Consider the following 19,771-nt stretch of genomic DNA (forward strand, 5'->3'; position numbering starts at 1 on the left):
TCTATGCTTAGAAGCACCTCTTCATCCCTGCTTTTTATTTGTTTTTTGCTGATTTGCTTTTCTGCCTGTAAAACTCAGAAAAAAGTGGCCACCCCGAATAATGGTTCAAAACGGGCTGAAATACCTCAATCTGAGTCCCCAAAACAAACCCTTCCGGTAAAGGAGCTTCCCAAAGCACCTGTAACCCTGCAACCTTTGAGTTATCGTTTACCGGAAATGCCCAGGGAGTTTCGGGGTGTCTGGATTGCCACTGTCGCAAATATTGACTGGCCCATTTCTTCAACTGATTCATGGGAAAAACAAAAGCGGGATTTTATTGGACTCTTGGACTATTATAAAGATTTGAACTTCAATGCCGTAATCGTTCAGATTAGGACTGCAGGCGACTCTTTTTATCCAAGCAACTATGCACCTTGGTCAAAATACCTGACTGGAAAGCAAGGCAAGGCTCCTGCTACCAGCGAAAACCCTTTGACATGGATGATCAAAGAAGCTCATGATAGAGGTTTGGAATTTCACGCTTGGCTAAATCCATACCGAGCGACCATGGATCTGAAGACTGAGGAACTCAGCCCGGAACATGACTTCAACCAACATAGAAGCTGGATGCTGAAATATGGCAGTAAGTGGTACTATGATCCAGGACTTCCAGAAGTGAAAGAGCATTTGCTTAAAATCATCAAAGAGGTCGTGGATAATTACGATATCGATGCTATTCATTTTGATGACTATTTCTACCCTTACAGAGAAGGGAAGTTGGAGTTTCCGGATAAAGCCTCCTATGATAAGTACAAAAAACCAGGTCAGTCTCGGGATGATTGGAGAAGGCAGAATGTCAATGAATTGATCTTTGCACTCAACCAAACTATCAAAAACAGTAAGCCTTGGGTTCAATTCGGTATTTCTCCTTTTGGAGTATGGAGAAATCAAAGTAAAGACCCAAAGGGTTCTCCTACTCAGGCCGGTCAAACCAACTATGATGATCTCTTTGCAGATGTACTGCTTTGGATGAAAAATAAGTGGATTGACTACTTGATTCCACAACTTTATTGGAGCATGAATCATCGATTGGCTTCCCATCGAGCCTTGGCAGACTGGTGGTCCAATAACAGTTTTAACGTTCCAATTTATATAGGACATGGACCTTATAAAATCCGCGAAGATTCGGATGAGGCCTGGAAAAATCCAGCTGAGATCAATACCCAAGTGAATTATGCCAGGACCTTACCTCAGGTACATGGAAGCGCCTTTTTCTCTGCAAAATCCATTTATCAGAAGAATCAAGACATCGCCAAAATGTTGAAGAATGAGGTATATGATAAACCTACACTCCCACCTTCATTTGAACCTAAGCAAAAAGCGATTATAGAAATCCCGGTTGTTTTAGACGTCAAATCAAACCTGAATAAAACTCAAATCAGCTTGGAGAAGCCACTGGATCCCGCCATCCGATATGCCATGGTTCAGGGAGGAAATGATTTGGCTAGCCTTCATGATGCAGTGATTCATACAGCATGGGTGGGTGGCTCTAGAGCACGATTCCTGGAAGTGGCCAGTTTAAATACCGAGTATTTGGCGATTCGATGGATTGATCATTATGGAAGAATAGTACAAACCCAAGTATTTCAAACACCCAAATTATCACGCCCATGAAAGACATGCTTGTCAGGTTAATTGGCTTACCGGATATTCTGGAGCTTCAAAAAAACTTAGAATCCAAGGAGAAAATCACTTTCAGAAGAGCCATTGCTCCGGAAAAGCACTTGGTGAGTGAATGGGTAATGCAAGAGTTCGGAGCTTATTGGAAATCGGAAGTTGAGGTAGCCTTTAGCAGACAGCCGGTCTCCTGTTGGATTGCTCAGCGGGGAAATCAACTCTTGGGATTTGCTTGCTACGAGAGTACAGCAAGAAATTTTTTCGGACCAACAGGTACTTTGGAATCTGAGCGAGGAAAAGGAATCGGTAAAGTATTATTGATCAAAGCGCTCGAATCCCTTCGGGAAATGGGCTATGCTTATGCCATTATTGGAGGAGTGGGGCCTGCGGAATTTTATGAAAAAGCAGTAAATGCCAAGGTAATTGAAGGCTCTGATGTCAGTGTTTATGAACGATTATTAAGAAAATCATGAGTCAAACCAAACCCAATTACCCTTGGATGTGGGTACCATCCCTTTACCTGACTGAATCGATTCCTTATGTCATTATTATTACTGTTTCTGTGGTAATGTATAAAAGCTTAGGGATCTCCAATGCGGATATTGGGCTTTATACCTCCTTTCTTTACCTGCCTTGGGTCATCAAACCAATTTGGAGCCCAGTTTTGGAATTGGTAGGAAATAAGAAAAAATGGTTTCTCAGCATGCAATTGGTGCTGGCTTTGGTCTTTTTGGGAGTTGGATTGACGACCGGACTCAATCAGTTCTTCACGATAACTTTGGCCTTTTTCTGGATGGGAGCTTTTGCTTCAGCCACGAATGATATAGCTTCCGATGGCATGTATTTGATCGCCTTGAAACCCGATCAGCAAAGTTTCTTTGTGGGATTGAGAAGTACATTTTATCGAGTAGGGATGATCACCGGACAGGGTTTGATTGTCATTATAGCAGGCAATTTGGAAGAAAGCTTGGGTGATCCAACCAAAGCCTGGTCATGGACCATGATCATTGTGGCTGGATTGATGTTGACTTTGACGTTGATCAACTTTTTTGCGACACCCAATGTGCGGGAAGTTCGGGTTAAAAGAGAAGATCAACCTAGCTTCGGGAAGGTATTTGGGACCTTTTTTACCAAGAAAAATATCGGTATCTCTCTCGCCTTCGTGCTTTTGTATCGATTGGGAGAGTCCCAATTAGTAAAGATGGCTTCTCCCTTCTTCTTAGACGAAAGAACGGCAGGAGGCTTGGGATTGAGCGTTACGGATGTAGGCTATTTATATGGTACTTTGGGAGTAATTTCACTTTTGGCTGGAGGAATTATTGGAGGAATTGTGATTTCCAGAGATGGATTGGGCAAGTGGATGATGCCAATGGCCTTTGCGATCAATGCACCGAATCTGGGTTACGTGCTCCTGTCCTGGCAGCAACCTGACAGCTTTCTATTTCCAGCCATAGTAGTCATCATTGAGCAATTAGGCTATGGTTTTGGGTTTGCTGCATACATGGTCTTTCTGATTTATCTGGCAGAAGGTCTTTTCAAGACCGCCCATTATGCCTTAGCTACAGGCTTTATGGCCATGGGAATGATGTTTCCCGGGATGCTTTCCGGCTATATGCAAGAATGGTTGGGCTATCCCGGCTTCTTTGTATGGGTGGTTTTGGCCACCATTCCAAGTTTTGTGATGGCCTATGTGGCGAAGTATCCGAGGGAGTTTGGGAAGAAATTAGAAAGCTAAAGTCAGAAAGCTGGAACCTCAGCATTGAATATCCAGTCTTAAAAGTTTAGAATATCGAACGCTGAATAATGAATATCGAAGTAGGCAACTCAGTCGAAAAAGACGAATATCTATGAGGCTGAGCGGAGTCCTTGTCAGGCTAAGCGCCTGTCTGACGGCTAGTCAGGGAGTCGTTGTCAGGCTGAGCGGAGTCGAAGCCTTTCAAAATACTATTTACCAAGGGATTAAATAAAATAGATAAGGACTATTCACCACTTTAGCTCTAGACCTTTACAAAATTCACAAACGAGACCTCGACTCCACTCGGTCTGACACTAAATCCAATTTCTCAATACGCCCTGGCGGACAAGTACTTACAATTTTGAAACATTTCAATTAGTAGATGAACAAAAATCAAAAAATAGCCCAATGCTTTTCTCCTGCAGCGTTTATCCATGATTCAGAGGAGAATTATCAGGCCATAGAAAAATTGATTCAGGAACAGGAAATCGGTGGGCTGACTTTTTTCCACAGCAGACATTCCGCTGCGGCCAACTTTGAAAAAAGAGCAGAAACCTTAGACGTATCGGACACTTTTGAAAAATTAATCAAGCTAATTAACCGCTACCAAAAACTTTCCAAAATCCCGCTATTGATCAGTATTGATGGAGAATATGGTTTGGCGATGCGGATAGAAAAGACACCTCAATATCCGTTTGCAATTACCTTGGGAGCTTTGAAAAAAGATGCTGAAAAATGGGTGGAAGAAGTAGGCTATCGCATGGGAATGGACATGAAGCGCTCCGGAATTCATCTCAATTTGGCTCCCTGCGCCGATGTGAATACCAACCCAAACAATCCCGTGATCGGCTATCGCTCTTTTGGAGATGATGCTGAGAAAGTTGCCAAACTTTCCTTTGCAGCTTATTCAGGGATGAAAAAAGCTGGAATAGGAGCTTGCCTGAAGCACTTTCCGGGACATGGAGATACGGCGGTGGATTCCCATTTGGGCTTACCGATTTTGCATAAAAGCAAGGAAGAGCTCGAAGCCGAAGAGCTTTTACCTTTTCAATATGGAATCCACCGAGGTGTGGAAATGATCATGGTCGGGCATTTGGCAGTTCCGGCATTAACTGGAGGGAAAGACATTCCGGCCAGCATTAGTCGCGAATTGATCACTGATTTACTAAAGGGTGAAATGGGCTTTAAAGGATTGGTCATCTCCGATGCTTTGAATATGAAAGCAGTGGCTAATCTATATCAAGAACCGGGAGAATTGGAATGGCAGGCTTTCCAAGCGGGAAATGATATCCTTTGCTTTTCGGATCATGTAGCAGATGGGATTGAAAAAATCTCAGTAAATGCCTCCAATGAAGAAGTTGATGTGGTTTTTGGAAAAGTTATGGAATTGAAAAAGCGCTTGGGCGTGATGGATTACAAGCCGATAGAGGTTCCTGCTTTAAATTGGGACCAGCACTCCCGACTTCAAAAAGAGCTGGCAGAAAACTACGTTTCGGTTATTTGGGGAGAGATTAATCAGGCTAAACTTCAAGCTTTGTCAAAGGCCGGAAAGTTGGGATATAAAGAATTTTTTACTCAGACAGCAAGTCACTTTTCTCAGAATTTAAATCTGGATTTTTGTGCCATTGAAAAGGCAGAAAAAGTGATTTTAGCTCTTTTTGTTCCCAGTCACAAGCCTTTAAATCAATTTGGAATGGACCAAGATGTACTAGATGAGATCAAGGCTTTGGCAAAAAGCAAGCCTTGTATTTTGGTTCATTTTGGAAATCCACTTGCCATTAAGTATTTGGGAAATCAGGAAGACTATGAAGCTGTGATCTGTGCCTATCAGAGATTTGAAGAGGTGCAGGAGGTAATGGTGAAAACTCTCAAATTGTTTTGAGTCCCTTAGAGGGCTGGAGAAAATTTTAATATATAGGACCATTTTTTTAAGTGGAAACTATTCCTTGTATTTTCCCACTAGGATATTGTATTTTTTATAAATATTTTGAAGGTTAAATCTCTTCAATATGAAAATTCATCTATCCTTTTTTATTGCTGCTATTGTTTTTTCAAGTTGCAATTCTGTAAAAATTCCAAAGACTTTAGGGGATACTTCAAACGCTAGCTCTTACGGATATCATCCTATTGACCCTTTGCCGGTCTGGACTGAAAACCTCCAGGAACGTGAAATTGATAATGGAGTACTTTTAGGTTCTATGCCTGATGAAACTATCCGCCTTGCAATAGCGGAAGTGACCTCAGATGGAGCATTAAAGTTTGGCTCCACTTCAGTGGGAGTCGCCAACCATAATTATGTAGTCATTTTAGATTACATCAAATACAGCACTGACTTCTTCCGAGTAGAGTTTATAAATGAAGAAAAAGGTGAATTCAAAGTGCTTCCAAGGTATGAAAAAAGTGAAATAGAAAACTCTTATGACCCCATCATCCGATCCACCGACGATGGAGATGCAGTAGTTCCAGTTTATGTAGGTGTTGGATTGAGACTAACTGCCAATATCATGGTGAATAAGACTGGAGTAGATTTGGGAAATTTATTTTCGATTGGAGCCAATGCATCTTCCAATAATATCGCTGGAACTTTAACTGTGCAGACCTTAGGGATCAGCGGAGATAATATTTCATCTATCATACCTATGCCTAGTGAAATCAATCCTACCACTATCCAAAATGCTATTCTAGCCTTAGGTACTATCAAAGCCAAATTATATGATCCCAATACAGTTATAACACCTCGGGCCGTAGGTGTCTACAACTATATAGGAGGCTCCTCCAAAACCATCAACAAGTTCGTTTCCTCTATTTTAATAGAGAGACCCAAACTGAGTATTTACTAAGAAATGTCTTTTTGATAAAGGGTTTTAATCGAGCATCTATTCCTTTATCAATGAAAAAAAACAAATAAAGTCTCTAATTTTCAATAACTTAATGATCATTTTCTAGAATTTGAATTGAGAAAATAAAAAAAGAACTAACCCAATAAAGCCCATGGGACTAAATCGATATAAGAGTCTTTATCTATGGATGTTTATTCCGATGGTATTTATGCAACTGGGAATTTTCAGGGATTATTGGGGCGATTTCACAGATAATGCTTGGTCCGTTCACATACATTATATCACAGGAACAATCTGGTATATATTTTTAATCGTTCAGCCATATTTTGCCACTCATGGTCAATTGCCCCGCCACAAGACTAATGGGATCATAGGGATGTTTTTGGCAGGAGGAGTTGCTCTCACAGCTCTAAGTATGATGCATCGGGACATTGTGACTACCGAAAGATCCCTGACAAACCCAGAGCAATTTGGACCTTTCCAACCTTGGTTCTTTTTTGGGGTGGCAGCAGTTGAAATTGTGATGATTACTGCATTTGGATTAGCTGTAATCCAAAGTATCATTCATCGGAAAGAAACAGAAAATCACGCTTGGTGGTTGATTTCGACAGTTTTCCTGATTATGATGCCTGCCTTGGGAAGAGGAATTCAAAATGTCTACGTAGGCTTAAATATTGAAAGCTGGCCAGAAATTGACATCATGCTCCCATTATATTTCACTCAATTTTTGATACTGGGCATGCTTCTATTAGGTGCATGGAAGTATGGAAAACTGAAGCATCCCGCCACTTTCCTAGCTGTAGGAGTTAATTTATTTGTTCTCTTACTGGAGCCTTTAGGAAGATCTGAGAGCGTTCAAGAATTTCTCAAAATGATCATCAAAGGTTAAGGTAGAAGAATAAGATAAAGTCCTCGGGCTTGAAGGTTTTTAATATTTAATCCTCCACCGAAAACCTATACTCAATTCTATGCTCATATTTTTCTCCCGGATTTAGAATAGGGCTTGGGAAATTTTCATGATTGATCGCGTCAGGCCAGTTTTGGGATTCCAAACAAAAACCCCAGTGCTTTTGGTAGGTTTTTCCATCAGCTCCAGCAAAATTTTCAATGAAATTGCCGGTGTAAAACTGCACTCCCATATTATCAGAATACATATCCATCACACGCCCACTTGCAGGATTCTTGACTCTTACAGAATGGATCATTTCATCTGATGGTTCTTGTTTCAAAATCATATTGTGATCAAAGCCCCCTCCATTGGCAGCGATCTGATCACCAAGTTTTTTGGGTTCCCGAAAATCAAAGGGCGTACCTGACACATCTTTGATTTCACCTGTAGGAATCAAGCCTTCATCCACAGGAGTGTAATAATCCGCCCAAAACTGAAACTCATGATCCAACACATCGCCTTTAATTCCAGAAAGATTGAAGTAAGTATGATTGGTCAAATTAACAATGGTTGGCTGATCAGTAGAAGCCTCAAAACGGATACGGATCGTATTATCAGGTGTCAGCTCAATCCATTGGGTGGAAGTTAAAGTTCCTGGATATCCTTCCTCTCCATCAGGACTTACATAAGTCATTTTAACTCCCAAAATCGAATCGTTGGTATACGGCTCTGCATCCCATACTTTTTTGTTAAATCCTTCCACACCACCATGCAGATGGTTTTCTCCATTATTGGTTGCCAAAGTGTACGTTTGCCCGTTGAGAGTGAATTTTCCTTTCGCAATTCTGTTCGCCACTCGTCCAGCAGTCGCACCAAAGAATGGATTAGGTTTGGTAAGGAATTCAGGAATTGAGTCAAAAGTCAATGCGATATTTTCAAGATTACCCTCTTGATCAGGAACGAATATTTTTGAAATCAACCCTCCAAAGTTGGAGAGCTCTACACTCATGGTTCCATTATCTAAGGTGTATCTAAACACATCTTTTCCTTGCCATTCGGCTACTTTTTCAGCTTTGATCATTAATTCGAGTTCTTGGGTAATTGTTTCTCTATGGGGTTGAGAATCGCAAGATGCGAATACCCAACCAAAAAATAGAGAGAAATAGAAGATGGATTTTTTCATATTGTCTGGGAGGTAAATATAGGTTTTTGAATTATTGTTAATTTAAGGTAAGACCTCTTTCAGCCAATTCGAAAAAAGCCTTGCCCCAGAAAAGCTTCTTAATGAAAGTCATTTTCACAGGAGTTGCGCTCCCTGCTTAACCTCGTTTTAGCACTGCCAACTGTAACTGCCTCTGTCTACTTTTTGAGATTTCATACTTCCGCTAATGTAAGACTGCTTCACCCGATCCAAAGCTTTTTCTTTTAATATGATATACGAGATACTCCAAGTAAATCATCCTATTAAAAAAGCCTGATGGGTTCGCAGTGACGACTCTGCCCCTGCCTACTTTTTCAGACTTTAGATTTCAAACTTCTCACTTCTCTAAAGCTTCCTTTCATGATTCTTCTCAATCCTATCCAATTCTGCCTGTAGCTTTTCTCCACTGATCCATTGCCCTCGGATCATTACACCCAAAGGTTTTTGCATAGTATTTAGGTCTTCCAAAGGATTGTTTTGAACCATCACAAAATCAGCAGCCATTCCCTTTTTGATCATGCCCCAGTCATTTTCTTCTCCCATGTATTTTGCTGGTTCGACCGAACCAGATTTTAAAATCTCATAGTTGGACATTCCCGCCTCTGACATCAGTCTTATTTCATGATGAATAGAGAAGCCCGGAACATTAAATACCTGAGGAGAATCCGAGGCCATAATCATGGGTACTCCCGATTGATGTAACTCCATAAATAATTTTCTCCGAAACTCGAGGTAAGGAGCTACAAACTCTTTGTCTAACATTCCGGCTCTTTCCATTTGTTTTTTGGCATTAACCCACTGCTGTATCAATGGACCGGGGAGGTATTTCATTTCTGGAGCCTGACGAAATTCATCAGCCGGGATATAGCCAAAATATCGGTCAAAAAGGGTTAAAGTGGGTGCTAAATAGGTTCCCTGATCCAAGGTCATTTGGATCAAGGCGGGTAATTTTTCCATCTGGACCTTGCCAACCAATTTCAAATTAAAAGGCCCGGAAGTGGTAGGATCAATTTCCAGATTATCTGGCAAAAGTCCTTCCATATAGCCGTCCATATGCTCAATGGACTTGAAGCCGCTTCCCAAAGCATTTTTTATCCCAACTGCAAGCGGAACATGCCCTCCAAAAGGAATTCCTAATTCTTTGGCGGTTTTTGAAATTTCCCACATCTCATCCAACTCCACTCCGGGATGGATTTTTAAGTGATCATAACCGGCTTCTTTTTGCTCCCTTACCATCTGTGCCGCCTGCTGCGGGCTAGTTACAGAGTTACCATTGAAAGAGGGCCCTGAAATATACACTCTAGGCCCGGGGGTTTCACCGGAATTTACTCTTGCTCTCAAATCAATATGGGAAGGATGACCAAGCATGCTACGAATTCTCAATACTCCATTGGCAAGATAGAGCCACATAGACTCCTCCTGAAGCTGAGTGTTTCCGTCATTTTCAACAGGAAGATGGGCATGGAATTCCGCCAATCCCGGAAATATATAAGCGCCCTGTCCGTCTATCAGATTTTCGCTATACATCCTGGGAGTTTGTGCAGTGAGAGGAATAATCTGGTCTATTTTTCCATCTACAATGTACACTGCCTGGTTTTTCAATACCTCTTTCCCATCCATACTCACGATATGAACATTGGTAACCAAAGCTTTCTGCGCAAAAGCATAAACGGACGAAAAACAGAAGAAAAATAGCAGGTATATTCTTATTGGCTTCATGGCTTTAAATTTTGGGTTAATATGAATTTCGCGTTTTCTCAATTCCTTTCCAATCCGATCCTGTAAAAGCTTAATTATCCAAATAATCTAAGGCTTCCTGCAACATCTCTTTGGGAGTTTGATCAATGGAAAGTTTCAATCCATAGGCTGGCTCTTCCCAAGTGGCAAACTGAGAGTCCAGCATTTCCGCCTTCATGTAATGGTTTTTCCTCGCCAGCATTCTAGCCCAGATCAAATCCCTATCTCCTTTCAGATGAATCCACTTAACAGATGAATCCACTGCCAAAAGTTTCCGATAGCTTTCTTTCAGGGCAGAGCAAGCCAATACACAACCACCATCAGCTTTGGATTCCATGAGTTTGCTAGCCAAAGCTTCCAGCCAGGGCTGCCTATCCTTATCATTGAGAGGAATGCCCTGACTCATTTTTGTAATATTTTCTGCAGGGTGGAAATCATCCGCATCGTAAAAAGGCAAACCCAAATGGGTAGCAAGTGCAGAACCCAAGGTTGTTTTACCGGTACCTGACACACCGGTGACAATGATTAACATAAAGCTTTATAATTTTCTATTCTCCAATCCTAAAGATTAGCTAATTTGGGGAAGATGAAAAGCGGGACAACTTTTATTTCAGATCAATTTTATACCAAACATGTCAGTGACCTACATTTCCGTCACTTACGCATGGCCAAAGCCTCCACATCTATTCAAGCCTGTGCAGCCCAAATGGCAAAAGAGCAGGTATCCTGCCTATTTGTAGGGGAATCTCCTCAGCAGATTCAAGGCTATGTTACCGACATTACCCTTAGGGATCAGGCTTTGGCAAAGGGCTTGGCTTTCGATACGCCTATTCAACATATCATGGAACACACCATGGTATCTATCCATCCTGAAGCTACGCTCGTAGAGGCGCTTTTATTAATGTTCCGAACCAAATCCCGCTATTTGTTGGTCAAAGAAAATGAGCAATACATAGGCTGGATTAGCAGAACCAAAATTCTGACAGAGCAAAGTCAGGGGCCCTTTATGTTCATCCAATCCGTAAAAGAAGCGAGGCAAATCACGGAATTGAAGGATAAATGGCAACGAATGCCGGAAATTATTCACCTCTTGCTTTCAAGAGGAATGAAAGCGGGAATAGTCAATCAGATCATCACCACCGTTGCAGACACCATTACGCAGCGAGTCATCGAGCGTGTCATCAAAGAAATTGGAAGCCCTCCTGCCAAATTTGTCTTTTTTGTATTGGGAAGTGAAGGTAGAGGTGAGTTGACTCTGAAAACGGATCAGGACAATGCCATTATCTATGAGGATAAAGCGAATGAACAACGAGAAGCGGTTCGGGCCTATTTTCTGGATTTTGCCACCCGGGTTTCTACGGCTTTGGATCAGATCGGAATTGACTTTTGTGATGGAGAACTTATGGCAATGAATCCCAAATGGACTCATTCGCTATCCCATTGGAAAAGAAATTATGAAAGTTGGATCTCTGATGCCTCACAGGAAACAGCCATGAATTATTCCACCTTTTTTGATTGTAGGGCTATTTATGGAGAAGAGAATTTATTACAGGAATTAAAAGACTATATGGGAGAACTCCTCGAAAAAGCACCTGAGCGTTTTTTTATCAATTTGGGCTACAATGCACTTCAGTACGAACCTCCACTGACATTCTTTAGAAATATAAAAACCGAAAAAATTGACGGTGAAAAGCAATTGAACCTAAAACAAACCATGCGTCCCATTGTGGATTTGGCGAGGGTTTTTGCGCTCAAACATAAAATCCATGAAACCAACACGGTTCGAAGGATAGACTTGCTTAGGCAAAAAGGGGTATTTACCATGCCTGAAACTCAGGAATTAATCCATGCTTTCAATTATTTGATGTCTCTCCGTTTGGAAAATCAGGCAGGATTAATACTTGAGAAAAAGGAAAAACCTAAGAACTTTCTAACCCTTGACTCTTTAACTAAAGTTCAATCAGTCACACTGATAGAGATATTTAAAGTTATCAAGGATTTCCAAGCCAGAATCAAGTTTTCATTTACGCGAAGTCTATAAATTTCAACTCCCTTCGACACTTTTATAAATTTTTTATTAAAGTTGTTTTTTATTAGTGAAAGTTTTTTAAATTTGTTCAGACAAATAATTTAAAGCTCTGCAAAAGGTAAACAATAGTAAATTTTACTTTTTATTGATTTTCCAATTATTTTTTGGAATACAACCGATTGCTTATTTTAATTTATTTGGAATAGAAGAAATAAAAACCGATAATAAATCTTAGAAACCCTTAACTGTCTCACCAGCATGCTCAGTAAGTACCCACTATCCGAAGTAGAGAAAAGCTTCTTGCAGGAATCAGGAGTAGAAAAAATTTCCACACTGATTCCCTACTTGACGGTTGACAATTTTCCCAAATTAGGTTTGCTTACCGCCTGCCGGTTTTTGGAATGGGCGGCAGCCAATCCACAGGGCGTCATTAGCTTACCAACTGGAAAGACACCTGAATTTTTCATCAAATGGACTCAGTATTTGTTGGAAAACTGGGACAGCAAAAAAGGCAAAGACATCCGGGAAAAGTATGGCTTGGGAGCTACCAAAAAGCCTGTCTTAAAGGATTTGACTTTTGTGCAGATAGATGAATTTTACCCCATTTCATCTTCCCAGCACAATTCCTTTTACGACTATGTCAATAAGTTTTACATCCAGGGATTTGGGCTTTCCAAGGAAAAAGCAATTCTCATCAATTCGGATGAAATTCCTTTAGCCAATGGTCTGAGCTATAAAGAAGTCTTTCCTGATCTGAAAGTAGACTTGAGCTTGAGATTTCGGGACCCTCAAAACGAACTGGAAAAAATTCAGCAAGAATCCATTTACAAAATCGACCAATGGTGCGGAGAATATGAGCAAAGAATCAGAGAATTAGGTGGAATCGGATTTTTCCTCGGTGGAATCGGGCCGGACGGACATATCGCTTTCAACACCAGGGGCTCTCATAGTTACTCAGTTACCCGCTTGACTGAGACCAATTTTGAAACACAGGCGGTAGCAGCCGGAGACTTGGGCGGCATTGAAGTGTCCGCCAACAGATTGGTGATAACTATCGGCTTGGATACTATCGTTTACAACCCGGAAGCTGTGGCGATTATTATTGCAGCCGGTGAAGCCAAAGCCGGGATAGTACGGGACTCTCTTGAAACCCCGATGAATAATGTATTCCCTGCTACCGTTCTTCAAAAGTTGAAAAACGGGCGCTTTTACCTGACCAAAGGAGCGGCAGTCAAATTAACAGACTCCCTTGACAGCTATTATCAAAAGGGAGAATGGACTTTTGAAAAAACAGAAAGAGCAGTGATTGAGCTTTGCAAAAAGCTGAATAAATATGGACACAGGCTAAACTTGAGTGACCTGAAAGCAGATAAATACTGCAAGTTGATCCCTGATCTTTCAGAAGAAACTGTCAGCCTGGTGATGAAAAGTGTAGAGGATAAGCTGGCCAAAGGATTGGAACAGGAAAAAAACCAAACCTTGCTTCATACAGGACCACACCATGATGACATTTCATTAGGTATCCTTCCTCACATCACAAATCAATTGCATGAACCCAGCAATGAAGCCCATTTCTCTGTGCTGACTTCGGGCTTCACAGCTGTGACCAACACATTTGTCATTGATACACTTCAACACACCAAAAAATTATTGGATGATAACAAAATCCAAATGGTGAATTATGAAGACTTTTTCGAGGTGGGATACAGTTTGAAAACAGACAAAGATGTCTACCACTTCCTGACAAATGTGGCTTCCGAAAATGCTGAGGCAAGAAAAAGAGGACTTTGTCACCGGGTCGTAAGAGCTTTGGTGATTATTTATGAAGTTAAAAACAAGGCTCAGCTCCGGGAAACTATCAATGATGTCATCAGTATTTTGAGAAAAAGTTATGACGGAGAAAAAAATCCATCCAAAATTCAAAAGCTGAAGGGCATGATTCGGGAATTTGAAGAAGAGTTGGTTTGGGCTCACTTTGGTGTACAAGTTAAGAACGTTCATCACCTCAGACTGGGCTTTTATACCGGAGACATCTTTACCGAACAGCCTGATAAAACGCGGGACGTAGAACCGATCGTGGAATTATTCCGAAAAGTTAACCCTACGAAGATTAGTTTAACACTGGATCCTGAAGGTTCAGGTCCTGATACCCACTACAAAGTACTGCAGGCTACGGCAGCAGCAGTCAAAAAATGGGGAGAGGAAAAGGACCTCAGCGAATTGAGAATCATAGGCTACAGGAATGTTTGGTTTAAGTTTGAACCCCACGAAGCCAATGTCATCGTTCCGGTTTCCCTGGGAGACATGTCTGTGATGGAAGACTCCTTCACCAATTGCTATCTTTCACAGGTAAATGCTTCTTTCCCTAGCTATTCCCATAACGGAAAATTCAGCACTGTAGCCAAACGTACCTGGGTGGGACAGCTCAATGATATTCAGTTATTGTTAGGGAAAAACTACTTCTACCTGCACGAGCGAGCCAAAGTTCGGGCTAGCCATGGTCTGATTTTCTTCAGAGATATGAATGTGGAAGAATTCCTGGCTACCGCGAGAGAACTGGAAAAATCTATTGAAGGAATGCTCTAAAAAGCATTTCTTCGCACCCGAGTACATCAAGCAATACGATTTGCTTTCAACCTATTAACCTATTTAGTCACTATTTTAACTCGAGGAATGCAAAAGGCCATATTGGGATTAGATATTGGAGGCACCACTATCAAAGGTGGAGTGCTGATTAACGGACATTTGGAAGATATCCGCACTATCCCTACACCGGCCAAAGAAAGCCAGGAATTTATCCTTGAAACCATCGCCATTTTTATTGAATCCTATTTGCATCATGATTTGGAAGGTGTAGGCATAGGGATTCCGGGCTTGGTGGATGTAGAAAAAGGCATTGTGCTGGGACTGGCAAATATTCCGGCTTTTCAGCATGTAGAGCTTGGTAAATTTCTTACAGAAAGAATTGGTAAGCCCATTTTCATCAATAATGACGCAAACTGTTTCGCTTTGGGCGTCCATAAGTTTGGCGTAGGGAAGAACTATAAAAACCTGGTAGGAATCACTCTGGGAACCGGAGTGGGAGGAGGAATTGTAATCAATGGGCATTTGTATTCCGGAGTGAATTCAGCTGCCGGTGAATGGTGCAGCGCTCCTTATTTAGACCATAATTTCGAACACTATTGCAGTGGCAAATTCTTTCATAATTATTATCAGACCAAGCCTAAAGCTATGGCCAAAAAAGCCATGGCCGGGGATCCTGAAGCTATTCAGGCATTTGAAAAATTTGGGCATCACTTGGGAGAGTTGATCAAGCATATATTGTACGCTTTGGCTCCGGAAGCTATTGTGTTAGGAGGATCCATTCGGAAGACTTTTCCTTTATTTCAAAAATCCCTGTATCAGTCTTTGGAGAGCTTTGGATATCCTACCGTTTTAGAAAATCTCAAAATCTTATTGTCCGAATTGGACGAAACAGCCATCCACGGTGCAGTAGCCCTGGTGGACGTTGAACCTGAAATTGTGAATACTTAAGATATAAAGTTGGTTTAGTAAGTGAAAAAGGGCGGTTTCTGATAGGAATCGCTTTTTTTATTCCGATCGAAAGGCTTCCCAAAAGCCTGGCTTAAGCCTCTTATTTCTATCAAAAAGCAAAGGAAAATTGGTTCTCCCTCTTACAGGCCAATTATTCAGCCAGCTGCTGCCATCGTGCACCCCCCAAAAAGTGACGCGACTGATTTTATCTGAATGCTTTCGAAAGAGCTGGAAAAGAGATTGGTAGCGCCTGACCAACTCTTCTTCTTTTTCGGGTGTAATTCCATCTTTAAAAGGATTCCAGCGCTCGGATTCTGCAAAAGAAATCTCCAGATCAGCTCCGTCAAAATCACTGGGTCTTGGAAGGATGTCCACATCCAGTTCTGTTACCATCACATCAAAACCAGCTTCATGGATGTCCAGAATTGCCTGCTCTATTATGTCCAAGCTTGGAAAATCCAATCGATAATGTCCCTGCATCCCTATTCCATCAATTCGCACTCCCTGTTTTCGAAGAGCTTGAGCCATTTCCAAAATCGCTTTGCGCTTTTCCGGTTTCCAGACATTGTAATCATTGTAATAAAGTTCTGCATTGGGATCTATCTGATTTGCCTTTCGGAAAGCCTGTGCGATATAGTCCTCTCCCAACACTAGATACCAGGAGGTCTTTCTCCAAGTTCCATCATCCTCAAAAGCCTCATTGACCACATCCCAGGCATGGATATCCCCTTTGTATCTTCCCACTACGGTTTCTATATGATTCTCCAGTCGCGTTTGAAGCAATTCAGCATCTATCAATTGTCCCTCCTGAACCTGAAATACCCAATCAGGAACCTGCTGATGCCAGACCAGTGTATGCCCTACCAAAAAAGCCTCCAGTTCCTTGCCTTTGGCCACAAAAGCATCCCCAAACTCAAAGGAATACCTACCCTCTTCTGGATGTACCCTGCTCCACTTTAGGCCATTCTCAGGTGTAAGAGAATTGAAATGCAAATGCAATAAGGAATCTGCTCCTTCTTCCTCTCCGGTGACCTGTCTGCCATTGACGGCTACACCAATTCTGAAATCCGAGGAAAATTCATCCTTTAAACTTTCCAGCTTAGGCTTCTGACAGGAGAAATTGAGCAGGATCAGCATTACCAAATAGGTTGGAAGTATAAATTTTTGAGAATAGGTTGCTAGCATGTTTTAAATTAGCAAGTCTACTTTAATATTCACTTTCCATTCATCCAATTATTCCTTCGTCTTTACAATCAAAGCAAAATAATTTACTCCATATGTCAGCTAATCATCTTCAAGTCGCTCTAGCCCAAATTGCTCCGATCTGGCTCAACAAGTCACAAACGCTGGAGCTAGTCAAATCCTGTATGATAGATGCTTCCAAAAAGAGAAGCGAATTGATCGTATTTGGAGAGGGATTGGTACCGGGCTATCCCTGGTGGCTTTCCATCACCCATGCTTCGGCTTGGGATGATCGCATGCAAAAAGAGATCTTCGCCCATTATGCCAGACAGGCAGTTCAAATAGAAAGTGGGGACTTAGAGGAGATTCAGACATTGGCCAAGCAGCTTCAACTCGCTGTCTATTTGGGAATCATAGAAAGACCACAAGATAGAGGCGGACATAGTTTGTATTGTTCGCTAGTTTATATTGATGCACAAGGCCGGATCCAGTCCGTTCATCGGAAGCTACAACCCACTTACGATGAGCGACTGGCTTGGGCACCAGGTGATGGGCATGGGCTTCAGGTGCATTCTCTAAAAGATTTTACTGTAGGCGGACTCAACTGCTGGGAGAACTGGATGCCTCTAGCGAGAACAGCCTTGTACGGATTGGGTGAAAACCTGCATGTCGCAGTTTGGCCGGGAGCAGTCAGAAATACCGAGTTGATCACGAGAATGATAGCTCAGGAAGGAAGGTCATTTGTTATTTCGGTTTCCAGCTTGATGCGCCAATCTGATTTCCCCGCAGATACTCTTCATTTGGGGGAGATTCTTAAGAATTGTCCAGAAGTCTTAGCGAATGGCGGCAGCTGCATAGCCGGACCGGATGGAAAATGGGTTTTGGAGCCCAGGGCCGACTTCGAGGGACTCTTATTTGCCGAACTGGACTTTAACCGGGTGCTGGAAGAGCGACAGAATTTTGATCCTGTAGGACATTACTCAAGACCAGATATCTTAGAACTAAGCGTGAACAGGCAAAGGCAACATTCGGTAAAGGAAATGAACAAGGATTAATTTAGTGAGATTATCCGACAACAAACGACTGCAAACGACAACAAACGACTGCTATCGACTACTGTCGGATAATTACCGGCTATCCAGATAAAAAATATTTTTCTTGGCAAAAAAAAGCCATGAACAAGATTATAGTATTCAAACCTCAGGCAAAAGCCAGCAGATTTAAAGTTTTTATCCCCTATGAATTAGGTAAAGAGCGGGAGGCATTCAAAAAGCTCAATACCAGCTTCTATCATGCTTCTCAGAAGCTCTGGAGTCTGGTGAATACTCCCGAGAATCTGCACCAAGTGAGGAAGCTATTCGGTGAAAAGCTTATTGAAGCGGATAGGGAAAATCAGGTACAGTCCCAACCTGTTTTTTCCCTTTCTGAGCGAAGCCAGGAAGCATTGGATCAGCTTCGGCAAAAACTCACCTTGAAGGCCTACAGTCCAGCTACTTTGGGGAATTATTCCACAGCCTTTGCCAAATTTTTGAGATTCTTTGAGCAAAGGGAGCTAACCTCGATTACCAAAGAGGAAATAGAAGGATTTATTTACAATCAGATCAACAAATACAAAATTTCAGAATCAGCTCAGAATAGTCTGATCAATGCGATCAAGGCTTACTATGAACACGTCTTGGGGAAACCCAGAGAATACTATGAAATCCAGCGCCCTAAGGCTTCGCAGACGCTTCCCAATATCTTAAGCAAGGAAGAAATCGCAAGAATAATTCAAGCCACATCCAATCTGAAACATAGAACGATCCTGCTTACCATTTACAGTGCAGGGCTCCGGATCAGCGAGGCAATTCGCCTTCGGATAAGGGATATCCACTCAGACGAAGGCTATCTTTTTATCAAGGGGTCTAAAAATAAAAAAGACCGAAAAACTGTCTTATCGCCTATTTTGCTTGGGGAATTGAGAAGGTACTACAGACAATACAAGCCTTCCTATTGGTTATTTGAAGGGCAGGAAGGAGGCCAATATTCGGTCAAAAGCATTCAGAATATTTTCAGGGCTGCAGTACAGAAAAGCGGAGCCAATCCATGGGCAACGGTTCATACACTTAGGCATAGCTTTGCAACCCATTTATTGCAGCAGGGGACCAATCTGAGGATGATCCAAGTTCTGCTGGGTCATGCCAGTAGCAAGACAACAGAGATCTATAGCCATGTTTTGGCCGTTTCCAACAAAAATGTAGTTTCTCCGCTTGATCAAATCACCGAATTGATTAATTTGACCTCAGAAACAGCCGGCAAATCCACTCCGCACATAACGGATATACACGAAACTGGGGAGGGGAGTTAGATTTATACGGATGTTACCGGCAAGCGTAAGGACGCAGCACCATAATCAAACAGGGCTGAATATCCGAACTCTTGCACGGGTTAGGTGTATTATCTTCAACGGCAAGCCACCTAATTTTACCAGCGTATCTTATTTCCGCTCCATTATCTTCAAGGAACGAAATAACCCGAACCTGATAAATGGGAAATATCAATACGCTGGTATTGCCTTTGTCCCTTTCCGCAAGTGCTTTTCTTGCCCAAGCCATTGGGCCTATTTTGCGTTTACCTGGTTCTTTTGCCATTCCGGTAAATGGTGGGTTTACCCAATTGCTTTTGCCCCAATCAACTTCAAGTCCATCAAAGCCATCAGGCCGTGGAAATGGGCAAGGGTCAAAGTCAAAATTGAACTCGTCATTTAATGGTTTCAATTTATCAGGTGGCATCAGCCAGTAGTGTCTTTGGTCGGACCTGTTTGACGTATCAATAAATTCGGGACCGAGAACGCCAGCCGGTAACACTGCATACCCGGCAATGGGGGCTGACGTGCTACTTTCGGCATTTGTGCTATTATCAAAATTTAGTTCTAATTTCATCGTTTGTGCTTTTAATTCCCCCACTGCGGGTATGCTTTTACGTTGTG

At 41.9% G+C, this 19,771-nt stretch carries 16 protein-coding genes; 11 read left to right on the forward strand and 5 right to left on the reverse strand.

The features are described 5' to 3' along the window. The first annotated feature begins 3 nt into the window (after positions 1-3). From FL972_RS17495 to FL972_RS17520, 6 genes are all read left to right on the forward strand, one after another. Positions 4-1,653, forward strand: coding sequence for a glycoside hydrolase family 10 protein (locus FL972_RS17495; RefSeq protein WP_144607288.1), 1,650 nt, complete (start codon positions 4-6; stop codon positions 1,651-1,653). Next, entirely contained in the window at positions 1,650-2,129 is a 480-nt protein-coding gene (locus tag FL972_RS17500) for a GNAT family N-acetyltransferase (RefSeq protein WP_144607289.1), read from the forward strand. Before FL972_RS17495 ends, FL972_RS17500 begins: the two co-directional genes overlap by 4 nt. After that, the gene (locus FL972_RS17505) at positions 2,126-3,391 is read left to right on the forward strand and encodes an MFS transporter (protein ID WP_144607290.1); all 1,266 of its coding nucleotides are present in this window, start codon (positions 2,126-2,128) and stop codon (positions 3,389-3,391) included. The genes FL972_RS17500 and FL972_RS17505 overlap by 4 nt, the downstream gene beginning before the upstream one ends. 382 nt (positions 3,392-3,773) lie before the next feature. Next, the gene (locus tag FL972_RS17510; protein WP_144607291.1) at positions 3,774-5,273 is read left to right on the forward strand and encodes a glycoside hydrolase family 3 protein; all 1,500 of its coding nucleotides are present in this window, start codon (positions 3,774-3,776) and stop codon (positions 5,271-5,273) included. Between the two features lie 127 nt (positions 5,274-5,400). Then, positions 5,401-6,231 (forward strand): hypothetical protein, encoded by an 831-nt coding sequence (locus FL972_RS17515; RefSeq protein WP_144607292.1) that lies wholly within the window; start codon positions 5,401-5,403, stop codon positions 6,229-6,231. A gap of 151 nt (positions 6,232-6,382) precedes the next feature. Continuing rightward, complete coding sequence (locus tag FL972_RS17520; RefSeq protein ID WP_144607293.1) at positions 6,383-7,120, forward strand: hypothetical protein; 738 nt, start codon at positions 6,383-6,385, stop codon at positions 7,118-7,120. A 46-nt stretch (positions 7,121-7,166) separates the two neighbouring features. Here the strand turns inward: FL972_RS17520 and FL972_RS17525 are convergent, their stop codons facing one another. The 3 genes from FL972_RS17525 to FL972_RS17535 all read right to left on the reverse strand — a co-directional run bounded on the left by FL972_RS17525 (position 7,167) and on the right by FL972_RS17535 (position 10,590). Then, entirely contained in the window at positions 7,167-8,303 is a 1,137-nt protein-coding gene (locus tag FL972_RS17525; RefSeq protein WP_144607294.1) for an aldose epimerase family protein, read from the reverse strand. A gap of 363 nt (positions 8,304-8,666) precedes the next feature. Next, a complete protein-coding gene (locus FL972_RS17530) occupies positions 8,667-10,040 on the reverse strand; it encodes an amidohydrolase family protein (RefSeq protein ID WP_144607295.1) in 1,374 nt (457 codons plus the stop codon). A gap of 70 nt (positions 10,041-10,110) precedes the next feature. Further along, positions 10,111-10,590: a gluconokinase gene (locus FL972_RS17535; RefSeq protein WP_144607296.1), complete on the reverse strand. Its 480-nt coding sequence runs from the start codon at positions 10,588-10,590 to the stop codon at positions 10,111-10,113. 54 nt (positions 10,591-10,644) lie between these two features. Between FL972_RS17535 and FL972_RS17540 the strand changes: the two genes are divergently transcribed. From FL972_RS17540 to FL972_RS17550, 3 genes are all read left to right on the forward strand, one after another. Further along, positions 10,645-12,099, forward strand: coding sequence for a DUF294 nucleotidyltransferase-like domain-containing protein (locus tag FL972_RS17540; protein ID WP_144607297.1), 1,455 nt, complete (start codon positions 10,645-10,647; stop codon positions 12,097-12,099). Between the two features lie 246 nt (positions 12,100-12,345). Next, a complete protein-coding gene (locus tag FL972_RS17545; RefSeq protein ID WP_144607298.1) occupies positions 12,346-14,673 on the forward strand; it encodes a PIG-L family deacetylase in 2,328 nt (775 codons plus the stop codon). An 87-nt stretch (positions 14,674-14,760) separates the two neighbouring features. Next, positions 14,761-15,621, forward strand: coding sequence for an ROK family protein (locus FL972_RS17550; protein ID WP_144607299.1), 861 nt, complete (start codon positions 14,761-14,763; stop codon positions 15,619-15,621). Positions 15,622-15,678: 57 nt separating this feature from the next. On the opposite strand, the gene FL972_RS17555 is transcribed toward FL972_RS17550, so the two are convergent. Then, positions 15,679-16,806, reverse strand: a complete 1,128-nt coding sequence (locus FL972_RS17555) for an endo-1,4-beta-xylanase (RefSeq protein WP_250161385.1) — start codon at positions 16,804-16,806, stop codon at positions 15,679-15,681. A 92-nt stretch (positions 16,807-16,898) separates the two neighbouring features. Between FL972_RS17555 and FL972_RS17560 the strand changes: the two genes are divergently transcribed. Then, the gene (locus FL972_RS17560; protein WP_144607300.1) at positions 16,899-17,858 is read left to right on the forward strand and encodes a carbon-nitrogen hydrolase family protein; all 960 of its coding nucleotides are present in this window, start codon (positions 16,899-16,901) and stop codon (positions 17,856-17,858) included. A 119-nt stretch (positions 17,859-17,977) separates the two neighbouring features. Beyond that, positions 17,978-19,150, forward strand: coding sequence for a tyrosine-type recombinase/integrase (locus tag FL972_RS17565; protein WP_144607301.1), 1,173 nt, complete (start codon positions 17,978-17,980; stop codon positions 19,148-19,150). Positions 19,151-19,163: 13 nt separating this feature from the next. Here the strand turns inward: FL972_RS17565 and FL972_RS17570 are convergent. Further along, positions 19,164-19,771 (reverse strand): hypothetical protein (locus tag FL972_RS17570; RefSeq protein WP_222116051.1); only part of this gene is annotated, 608 nt, incomplete at its 5' end.

The organism is Algoriphagus algorifonticola, from assembly GCF_007655305.1.
Taxonomy (GTDB): Bacteria; Bacteroidota; Bacteroidia; order Cytophagales; family Cyclobacteriaceae; genus Algoriphagus; species Algoriphagus algorifonticola.

Excerpts from the sequence above, each read along its gene's own strand:
- FL972_RS17495 (WP_144607288.1), top strand. The coding sequence starts at position 4 with ATGCTTAGAAGCACCTCTTCATCCCTGCTTTTTATTTGTTTTTTGCTG.
- FL972_RS17500 (WP_144607289.1), top strand. The coding sequence starts at position 1,650 with ATGAAAGACATGCTTGTCAGGTTAATTGGCTTACCGGATATTCTGGAG.
- FL972_RS17505 (WP_144607290.1), top strand. The coding sequence starts at position 2,126 with ATGAGTCAAACCAAACCCAATTACCCTTGGATGTGGGTACCATCCCTT.
- FL972_RS17510 (WP_144607291.1), top strand. The coding sequence starts at position 3,774 with ATGAACAAAAATCAAAAAATAGCCCAATGCTTTTCTCCTGCAGCGTTT.
- FL972_RS17515 (WP_144607292.1), top strand. The coding sequence starts at position 5,401 with ATGAAAATTCATCTATCCTTTTTTATTGCTGCTATTGTTTTTTCAAGT.
- FL972_RS17520 (WP_144607293.1), top strand. The coding sequence starts at position 6,383 with ATGGGACTAAATCGATATAAGAGTCTTTATCTATGGATGTTTATTCCG.
- FL972_RS17525 (WP_144607294.1), bottom strand. The coding sequence starts at position 8,303 with ATGAAAAAATCCATCTTCTATTTCTCTCTATTTTTTGGTTGGGTATTC.
- FL972_RS17530 (WP_144607295.1), bottom strand. The coding sequence starts at position 10,040 with ATGAAGCCAATAAGAATATACCTGCTATTTTTCTTCTGTTTTTCGTCC.
- FL972_RS17535 (WP_144607296.1), bottom strand. The coding sequence starts at position 10,590 with ATGTTAATCATTGTCACCGGTGTGTCAGGTACCGGTAAAACAACCTTG.
- FL972_RS17540 (WP_144607297.1), top strand. The coding sequence starts at position 10,645 with ATGAAAAGCGGGACAACTTTTATTTCAGATCAATTTTATACCAAACAT.
- FL972_RS17545 (WP_144607298.1), top strand. The coding sequence starts at position 12,346 with ATGCTCAGTAAGTACCCACTATCCGAAGTAGAGAAAAGCTTCTTGCAG.
- FL972_RS17550 (WP_144607299.1), top strand. The coding sequence starts at position 14,761 with ATGCAAAAGGCCATATTGGGATTAGATATTGGAGGCACCACTATCAAA.
- FL972_RS17555 (WP_250161385.1), bottom strand. The coding sequence starts at position 16,806 with ATGCTAGCAACCTATTCTCAAAAATTTATACTTCCAACCTATTTGGTA.
- FL972_RS17560 (WP_144607300.1), top strand. The coding sequence starts at position 16,899 with ATGTCAGCTAATCATCTTCAAGTCGCTCTAGCCCAAATTGCTCCGATC.
- FL972_RS17565 (WP_144607301.1), top strand. The coding sequence starts at position 17,978 with ATGAACAAGATTATAGTATTCAAACCTCAGGCAAAAGCCAGCAGATTT.